Annotated in this window: 9 protein-coding genes; 2 read left to right on the top strand and 7 right to left on the bottom strand. The window is 56.9% G+C overall.

The features are described 5' to 3' along the window. Nucleotides 1–333 precede the first annotated feature (333 nt). On the top strand, nucleotides 334–807 hold the full coding sequence (locus tag HT136_RS25645; protein ID WP_214202598.1) for a hypothetical protein: 474 nt from the start codon (nucleotides 334–336) through the stop codon (nucleotides 805–807). A gap of 12 nt (nucleotides 808–819) precedes the next feature. Here HT136_RS25645 and HT136_RS25650 read toward each other — a convergent pair whose 3' ends face one another. The 7 genes from HT136_RS25650 to HT136_RS25680 all read right to left on the bottom strand — a co-directional run bounded on the left by HT136_RS25650 (nucleotide 820) and on the right by HT136_RS25680 (nucleotide 5,759). Further along, nucleotides 820–1,485, bottom strand: a complete 666-nt coding sequence (locus HT136_RS25650; RefSeq protein ID WP_214202599.1) for a hypothetical protein — start codon at nucleotides 1,483–1,485, stop codon at nucleotides 820–822. Nucleotides 1,486–1,497: 12 nt separating this feature from the next. Further along, a complete protein-coding gene (locus HT136_RS25655) occupies nucleotides 1,498–2,064 on the bottom strand; it encodes a UPF0149 family protein (protein ID WP_214202600.1) in 567 nt (188 codons plus the stop codon). An 842-nt stretch (nucleotides 2,065–2,906) separates the two neighbouring features. Then, on the bottom strand, nucleotides 2,907–3,752 hold the full coding sequence (locus HT136_RS25660) for a hypothetical protein (protein WP_214202601.1): 846 nt from the start codon (nucleotides 3,750–3,752) through the stop codon (nucleotides 2,907–2,909). 6 nt (nucleotides 3,753–3,758) lie between these two features. Then, nucleotides 3,759–4,082 carry a hypothetical protein gene (locus HT136_RS25665; RefSeq protein WP_214202602.1) on the bottom strand — a complete coding sequence of 108 codons (324 nt, stop codon included), beginning with the start codon at nucleotides 4,080–4,082 and terminating at the stop codon, nucleotides 3,759–3,761. A gap of 94 nt (nucleotides 4,083–4,176) precedes the next feature. Further along, complete coding sequence (locus HT136_RS25670) at nucleotides 4,177–5,055, bottom strand: restriction endonuclease (RefSeq protein WP_214202603.1); 879 nt, start codon at nucleotides 5,053–5,055, stop codon at nucleotides 4,177–4,179. Between the two features lie 72 nt (nucleotides 5,056–5,127). Further along, on the bottom strand, nucleotides 5,128–5,517 hold the full coding sequence (locus HT136_RS25675) for a type II toxin-antitoxin system VapC family toxin (RefSeq protein WP_214202604.1): 390 nt from the start codon (nucleotides 5,515–5,517) through the stop codon (nucleotides 5,128–5,130). After that, the gene (locus HT136_RS25680) at nucleotides 5,514–5,759 is read right to left on the bottom strand and encodes an AbrB/MazE/SpoVT family DNA-binding domain-containing protein (protein WP_214202605.1); all 246 of its coding nucleotides are present in this window, start codon (nucleotides 5,757–5,759) and stop codon (nucleotides 5,514–5,516) included. Before HT136_RS25680 ends, HT136_RS25675 begins: the two co-directional genes overlap by 4 nt. Nucleotides 5,760–6,098: 339 nt before the next feature. Here HT136_RS25680 and HT136_RS25685 point away from each other — a divergent pair, with 339 nt between their 5' ends. After that, a complete protein-coding gene (locus HT136_RS25685; RefSeq protein WP_214202606.1) occupies nucleotides 6,099–7,313 on the top strand; it encodes a tyrosine-type recombinase/integrase in 1,215 nt (404 codons plus the stop codon). Nucleotides 7,314–8,570: the final 1,257 nt, after the last annotated feature.

The raw sequence follows: 8,570 nt of genomic DNA on the forward strand, positions 1-8,570 counted from the left end.
CACCCTTACAACCTCGAGCCCATAGGGGCCCATCGGTGCCAACTCCATGTGTCCACCTCTTCCTTGGTGGACACATCCTTCACACCGCGTCACTCAACCGAACAGGTGCGCGGAATTTCGCGCTTACGGATTATGGGCATCTGCATCGCTTTGATTCAAAATTTGGCATCTCTGGTCGGGTATTCATAGTTGCAGCATTGGCTATGATGCTTGCGCTGACGTTGGTCGCGATGTTGGCCATCGGAAGGGTAATCGAGGGGTTCGTGGCCCCTTAGCGTCGAGCTTTCGTGCGATTGGTCTACCTTCGATCTGGCTTTCAAAGGGGTTCAGACGTTGGCGCTGATCGCATATTACGCCTTTTGGGTTGCTCTTGTGGTGTTTGTCCCCTTCGCGCTCTGGAAGGGGGCTGGCCCTGAAAGGCTGGGGGCGTTGGTCATTCTGGCCATGACGGCAACAGCTTTGACTCTCGTCATGATCCTTGGCCAGGAAGGATTGCGCGCATCATCCTGGTTGATACTGACGGATGTGGTCGGGTTCATTGGCTTTGGGTATCTTGCCCTTCATTCCATGCGATCGTGGCCACTCTGGTGTACAGCGTTGCAGCTCCTGGCCCTCTTGAGCCATGTGGCGCACTTTTCATGGGCTGGGATTAGCCCTTTGGCTTACGCTTACATGCGCGGGACACCGACTTTTTTTGCGCTTTTTGTGTTGTGCGCCGCAACGCTCTCAGTTCTTCGGCGCAAACATGAAGGGTTGCACGACAGAATGTGGCAGGACTGGAAAGCGTTAAGGAGGGGAGGGCAGTAGCAGCTTGTCGGATCATGCGACCGCAAGGGGCTTTAGGTCCTCGGTATGCTTTTGGGGCCCGTCCATGCTTCGAACAAGCCTCGTGAGTATCTCGCGAGGGACGGCCTCAGAGAAACCCGCGATAATGGCTCGAGCTGCAACGTCAGTGCGTGTGCCTGGTGCAGACGCCTCTTTGCTGTGACCTTTTTGCAAAGGAATGGCCTGTAGGTTCCCGGCAAACATGCTGTCTGCAGCTTCAAGCCCCCCTGAACGGTAGGCCGCCGCATATTGCGCCAATCTATTTTCGAATTCGGTCGCGACACCTCTATTCAGCTTCAATTCTGCCCATTCCGAGCAAGCGAGAAAGCTTTCATTGAATGCAGCTGTGATTGGTTGTGACGCATCCTTGAGAGTCGTTTGTCCATAGGCTCGGCGCAGGGAGAATGCCGAGTAGACAAGCGTTTCGAGTGCGACGATATCGCGGTCCCTTCGGCCGGTAATGAGTTCGAGCTGGGGTAGTGTGTTTCGCAGGAAGTCTCCGGCTCCATAAATTATGTGGGCCGCAATGACTGTTGGCGTTTGTATATTGATTGACCGACTTGCCAGGGTGATATTTCGAAGGACGGCAATATCCACGCAGCTCACAGCGTCCGCCAATGGACTGCTTGGCCTGATGCTCAATAGCTCGAGAAACGTCACGAGGATCTCACCTTAGGAAAGCAACGGCGCTAGTTCAGTCTTCTTTCGATATAGGTACTCGAGGAGTGCCGGAATGGCCTCCCAGTAAGTTCCTATCATCTTTTGTAGTGGCTCTTGGTTGGGGAGGCGTTTTAGGAATTCTCTTGCGGCGTCACCGGCCGGCCCAACGACGTGGGCGCCGATAAGCGCGAACAGCAGCTTCTCTCGCGTGTCAGCAAGGGAATATGTCCACAAGGCTATCTCGTCGCCGATGGCTTCGAGAAAGCCAGTAGCCCATTCTGACAGGTCTGGTTCCCCCCTGTCGGTAATGCGAAGGACGGGGGTGTACTCAAGCTGATCGGATTCCAGTGACTCTTTAATCTGTTGCTGTCTACGGATCAGATTTTCGTGTGCATCGGTACTCGCAGCTGGAGGTCCGCCACCTTGGGCAATGATGCCGGCAATCCACTCTTGGGCTGCATTTTCTTGCAACGAGATGGTTGCACCCGTGAGGATTCCATCGGCTGTAAATTTAGTCAGCCGGGCTGTGATGTCGCGCTCTTGCCAGGCTGTGTACTCTCGATATTCATGCGGTGCCACGCTCGCATCTCCCTATCGAAATATGTCGCTGTTAGCGTTCCTTTCGATCCGGATCTTGTCGAGTCCCTTTTGGGAGAGGCCGTGTGTCATAAGGGACGAGTCGAGGCATACATCGGTCTGATCGATGTTGGCCGATCGCTGAAGATTTCAGGAGAATTTCAACTTTTTGCAGGGCAATCGATTTAATCGTTTCAGCTTTTCAAATTTATGCCGCTGAGGCTTTTAGGGCTTGATGTGGGCAAACTCAGTTTAGACTTATTCCCAATCAATGAGCTTTTGGTTGGCGCCCCACAGTCCATACATTCTATGAATTAGTTTTTCTCGAATGGTCAGGTCCCATCGCCGAGACTTACGAGGCTTGATCCATAGGAGCTTTCCCGTTGTTGGCACCTCGATTCCTACTCGAAACGTTGCTCGCTCGCGTAGATTTGATGGTGCTGCTAATTGCCAGGAATCACCATGCATATTGAATTCGATAGTTTGACCCGGCGCTATGACGGTCAGCCCGGGGTTTAGACCTTCGGTGTCAAAGCACATGCCAACCTGGAGGCGGCCAAGCGGCGAAGTGATGAACCAGGCTGGCCCAAAATATCGAATTGTGATCGTTAAGTCCGACCGATTGTGCACGGAAAACAGATGCCACTCGCCGTCTTGCTCGTGGACATTTTGGTAATCAACGGTGAGCCTAAGACGGCGACGGTACTGCGTACTCGCAAATGTATATAGGCCGGCTGTTCCGCCGATAAGGGCTGTCCAATCCCTTGCTGGCTCAAACCATGATGGCAAGTCGATCATAGGTCTTTGCTCGTCCTTATTCAGGGTGAGATATGGTGAGGTGCATCTTAGTTCGGCACGTCGGATGCCTCACGACCTGAGGAACGCATTTTAAACTGGCGCAGGACGTTTGTCAGATATTTGGCCAGCTGTCTGATGTGGCTTGGCCGAGATCCACTTTCCTCTTGCTCCCCTCCGTCGTAATCAATGAGGTCTATGGCAAAGTCGGCTATTTGGCTCTCTTTGAATTGCATCATGGCGATCTGCTCTGAATTTGAGTCGATCCTTCGGATTTCGCCATTTGCGATTTCGACGAGGAAACGATCACATTGCTCCAGGACGACCATTGTGATGCCTTTGTCGTCATCTAGCGCAACTCGCTGTACCAGACCCTCATAACCAATCCAGGCTCCATTATGGGTACTGGTTGTCCGCACAAACCCGAGTGCAAGGTGGCTTTTCTTTTCGATTTTCTCCGCGATTGGAAGTAACCAGCCAAACCGTTGAGGATATCGCTCAGTGGTATTTTTGTCGTTTCTTGAGAAAATCTCACCAGCTTTTAATGAAAGCCCGGTCAGGAAGACAAAATAAATGCCTTCCCAGGCAATCCCGTTTGAGCTGACCGTAGAAGGTGCTTCTTTAAGAAGCAGCATTTTATATGGGTTCGGGTCAATCTCGATCGAGATAAAATGCCAGTGTTGATATAGTGCCTCATTGAAGGCGAAGATTGCGGCCCCAACGGTGTGGACGAGCAAAGCTCCAGTGACGATTTTGAAGATGGTCGCGTGTGAGTTTGGGGGATCAGGCCTGGGAGTCGCAAAGTTGGTTGGCTCGCCAGATCTAACTCCGACAACGAACGCGAAGCCTGGCAGCAGCAGCAGCAGCGCGCCAAGCAAGCCATAGCTAAACGTCACGGCAGCTTATTTTGTCGCGGCTTCTGCAGATTTCGACAGTTCGACCTTGATATCAGCGCTTCCGCAGCCGGTGATTACAACCTCGCAAGCGTGGCCTAGTTCGAGGCCAGATTTCAGGGTCGGACTGGTCAGAATGCCAGCGTAGATTTCGCCGGTGCCAGGCTTGGATTCTGGTTCCGAGCTATCCGGCTCAGAAGCTGGCGCAGCGTCCTTCTTTAAGACGTAGACACCGTTTTCAAACTTGGCGGCTTTGCGCACATTGCTCCAGCTGCCAAACTTGGTGTGCAGCGAACGGCCTGCCTCAAGCCCTTTCCGGGTGTTCACTTGCATACGTTGCTCCTTCTCACCTGATGTAGCGATTATCTGGCTAGAAATCCATAGTGCGCCCGATCCGTAGAGCCATTCATGTTGGGCCGATGGGGCTTCAGTCGAAATTGCCGAGCCCCAGCCTTTTGATCGGCGTGAAGGGGTTGCCTGTATGAGCTGCCGCGCGCACTTTCGCGCGTATCAGATCGTCGATGCGGATCTGCTTTTGCAGTGCCAGGTAGACTTCTCGTCCTTCCATGAGGACGATCGGTTTCCCCTTCCCGAAGGCTTCAAGGCCTACGTCCGTGAAGCCTTCGAAGCTCACAAAAAGGCCGCGGGTCCAGGTTGCCATGTTTTGCACTTTGCCAGCGAGCACATGCAGCTCGGCTGCTCCGACTGACTTTGACCACCATTTGGCCTCGAGAAGGTAGATTTCATGGTCCAACTCGAAACTGCCGTCGATTTCCTCGCCGGTGTTCCGGAAGGATTTGGCGCCTTTCATCCCGAAGGTCGTGAACAGCTCAATGAGAAACGCTTCAAACTCCCGGCCGCGCTGGTGCGGCTGTTTGTCTTTCATCTGGTAAAGCCGATCTGCAAACGACGCGAAGTCGATCATGTCGAGCGTCTCGGGGCGCGCTATATTCCTGGGTTCCGTCGGGCCGCCGGCTTCGAGCTTGCTAATGATGGCTGCAATCTGCTCGGCACAGTTTGGGAGGTCCTCGACAGATCCCTCCGGCAACTCCTGACGGTAGGCCCACAGACTGCGCAAAGCGCGCAGGGCGTGCGCGTTGTCGACTTTGCGGAAAAAGCAGCGCAATCGCTTGCCTTTGGAATCTCCGTCGTCGGCGTAGAGAGGCGAGTAGATGTCGATCTGCAGCTCGAGATCGAAAAATTCCTTGAAGGTCCGATTGGTGAAATCCAGCACCCAACCTGCCTGCCCTTTGGTTTCAAAGACCTTTTGGATGAGGTTAATCTCGACAGGTCGCAGAGAATTCACGCGGGTGTGTCCTTGATGGTGGGGGCAAAAGGGGTTGGTGATTGGCGCAAGGCAGGCGGATCATGTTTGGCGTTAGCGCAGCTGGACCACTTTAACGCCTGCTTCGCTTGCGATCAGGTTCCAGTTCTTGTCACAGGTCCAGGCCGGAAGGTTGTCCCGATGCGCCAGGGCCAGACAATAGCGATCGCCAAGCGACAGGCCGGCCGTTGCAGTGATGGCGCGCAGACGGCCGGCGATCTTTGAGACCGCGAGGTCTGCGGGCACGATCGTGATCGGCAATTGGTCGAGCATGGCGTCGACCTCATTTTCGGGCATCCCTGCAAAGATGAAGTGGCTCACGACCTCGGCATAATTGACGGCACTGATCCGAGCTCCGGCGATCGCATTCGCGACCTTTGTCGCGCCGCGCTCGCCCTTGAGCATCGCAAGCAGAGCGGAAGCATCGAGCACAACATCGCTCATTCGCCGCTGTCCTCGCGGCGGCGGGCCAGGAAGGCATCGACCGAACTTTCGGGATTGGATCCGGTGTACTTCCTGGCGAGCGCCTGCGCGCGAGCCACAGCTTGCGCGGGCGTTCGGATGACCAACCCGTCAGAGGTCTCGTCGAGGTAGATCACGCCGCCATTGACCAGGCCCATTCGATCGCGAAGGTCCTTGGGCAAGCTCATGCGGCCTTTCTCATTGACGGTGACTTGGATCGTCATAGTGTCTCATGCCTGATTGATCGCGTTTCGCGATCTTAGATACACTGCAACCTTGAATGAGGCAATCACGGCAAAAAATGTCGCTCAATATTTCTAGTGGCACTGATATGCCGCGGGGGCACTCACCTCGCAGGATGGCAATGTTAGAGAGGTGTGATTCATGAGTTGTATCGAGGCAATTTCAGCGCCCCCCCCTCGCGGGATTGGTCACTTTCCATAAGCCGAACTTATGATAAGAACAGCGAGCTTATTGGAAAGTGTAGAAACGGCAGGGCAGGGCGCATGACCGACGATCCCAAAGACATCACCGAGCCTGAGGATTCGGACTGCGCAGACGCCATGCCGGCCGCCGCGTCTTTTGACGGCGCCATCCTGGTTGTGCGGACCGAAGGCCCCTTGCCGCGTCGGCGCCGCGCGCACGCAAAGCGCACGCCCGACGAACGCGTGCTCGACGTGCTTGGCCGCGCCATCTCGTCCGGCGCTCCACCGGTCAGCCGCCTCGCGCTCGATGTCGAACTGGCGGCGATGGCACCCGCCACCAAGCTGGCGATCGCGGCCGATCTCGAGTGCTGGCTCGCCTGGTGTGCCCACGAGAACCGCGCGGCCGTGCCCGCCGATCCCGAGGACCTGGTGCGCTATCTCGTGACTCTCGAGGCCGATGGAAAAAAGCCCGCTACCCTCGAGCGGCGCCTCGCCAGTATCGCCAGCTTGCACAAGATGCTGAGCGTGCGCGCGGACAACTTGCCTACCGCGGCGCCGATCGTGCGCAGTGCGCTGCGCGGGCATCGTCGGCGTCATGGCGCGCCGCAGCGGCAGGCCGCGCCCTTGCGCCTGGGGGGCGAGTTGGGCGAGGTTCCCGGATTCACGATTACCGCGCTGCTCGCGGCCTGTGCCTCCGACCTCCAGGGCGTGCGCGACGCCGCGCTCCTTTCGCTGGGGTACGATGCCGGACTGCGGGTAAGCGAGCTCACCGCCGTCACCCTCGCCGATTTGCGTCCCCAGCTTGACGGAGCCGGACTGCTCTACCTTCCGCGCTCCAAGACCGATCAGCAGGGCCAGGGCGCCTGGGCCTGGCTCTCACCCGAAACCATGCGCCGGGTCGGCCAATGGTGCAGCGAGGCGGACATCACCGAAGGCGTGGTGTTTCGCAGGGTCGGTGTTGATCGGCGTCGCCAGCGCGCGAAAGAACTCGCGGACGAACGTTGGGGCGAAGATGGAACCGCCGATGCGGCCGAGCTGGTGACGTACACGGTTGGCTCGGCGCCCCTGTCGCGCCCGGGGGTGACCGGGATCTACCGCCGTGTCGCGCTCGCAGCCGCGCGCCAGGGACACGCGGTGATCCCGGCCGGCCAGTTGGATGCAGCGATTGCGGCGTTGTCGACGCATTCGTTGCGCGTGGGTCTGACCCAGGATTTACTTGCCGCGGGCGAGGATGGGCTGGCCATCGCGCAAGCCTTGCGCTGGTCCTCGCCCTCGACGGCTCTGCGCTATGGCGCGCGCTTACGCGCTGAAAACGGCGCGGCGTCACGTGTCTTGGCGCAGGCCCGGAAGTAACCCGCTCGCAGAGGCCTCCAGAACTTTTCTTCGCGCAGAGCTGCTCGTGCACAATATTCGTGTTGTGCACAGGCCAGTGCTATGTGATCCCTATGGTGCGACCCGAAGGGCATGATTCTTCATGCTCTGCAACTAGCTGGCAGCCTTGACTGATTCAATTGGTGGAGGCTGCCAGCGTTTTTGGTTTCAAAGTTCATATATAGAGGCCTGTGATTGCTCGAACCTGAACGCGGCCGGATCCACGGTGTGATGATAGGGGGCCTCTAACCTATTGTGTCCGCCCCATTTGCCGAGGACGGGCATTGCAAGCTCCGGCGTTCCCCTCTTTTTCACAACTGTCAGGCTGGAACTCGTCTGATCCCAATGGGACAAGTCTCCAGATGACCTCTGTCGGCGATAGCAGCTGGTGGCCGCCCACCTGTCCGGGACTGCTATTGCCGTTTTGGCACTGCGGATGGTGCGCACTCACCTCAGGAGGAGGTCTGATGCGACCAGTCGCTACTTGGTGCGAGGCAGTTCGCTCAGAATTCGCTGCACCAACGCAATCAGATCATTCTCATCCTCGGGCCAGGAGAAAGGCCCTACTGCACTGAGAGCCTGATTGATTTCTGCGCGTGAAGGAAGGCTTGCCTGAGGACTTTTCGTCATGCGTTCGGGCCTTTCTTGCAAGAGCAAGGATAGAAATTGGTGAAATTTGACCAATTCGGCGTGTATCAGGCCCGGAGGCAGTCCGCCACCGGGCCTGGCCTTTCCTGATGTGGAGACAGGCATCTCTGCAAGAAAGGCGGTTTGACGTCAGGATCCTTGTCAGGAGGGGGGGCGTTGCCTGACGCCGTGGGTACAAAGACCGCCTAACCAAGGCGATCTCGCTGCCCATACCAAATCTACTATGTCCTGCATATGTATTTCGCTGTCGGCTTGCCCTAAATTAACGCGAAAACCTCATTCTGTTTGACGCGCTACAGGCGGTGCTGGCCGCGCCCGTCAGAAACGTGGGCTCAACCAGATGCAGTATCACAATATAGGGCCTTGGTAGCATGCTTGGGAAGCGGCGCTGCACGTGCATCTGCTACAGTACCCGGCGGCCACCGCAGCTGCGAACATGGACGGGGATGCCAGGCCCAGCTAGGGGCTCTGTTGCAAAGATCGTCCGCGAGCGAGTGAGATCCGCCGCTTCATGGCAATCAAGCGGCCGTGGCCAGGTGTTGGTTTAGTAATTCCATGGCCTCGGTCAGGGCTGATGGGCCAATGCCGAAA

The organism is Novosphingobium profundi, assembly GCF_018491765.1.
In the GTDB taxonomy this organism is placed as follows: domain Bacteria; phylum Pseudomonadota; class Alphaproteobacteria; order Sphingomonadales; family Sphingomonadaceae; genus Novosphingobium; species Novosphingobium profundi.

Coding starts and splice junctions, on each gene's coding strand:
- HT136_RS25665 (WP_214202602.1), bottom strand. CDS start 4,082: ATGCAAGTGAACACCCGGAAAGGGCTTGAGGCAGGCCGTTCGCTGCAC.
- HT136_RS25685 (WP_214202606.1), top strand. CDS start 6,099: ATGCCGGCCGCCGCGTCTTTTGACGGCGCCATCCTGGTTGTGCGGACC.
- HT136_RS25680 (WP_214202605.1), bottom strand. CDS start 5,759: ATGACGATCCAAGTCACCGTCAATGAGAAAGGCCGCATGAGCTTGCCC.
- HT136_RS25675 (WP_214202604.1), bottom strand. CDS start 5,517: ATGAGCGATGTTGTGCTCGATGCTTCCGCTCTGCTTGCGATGCTCAAG.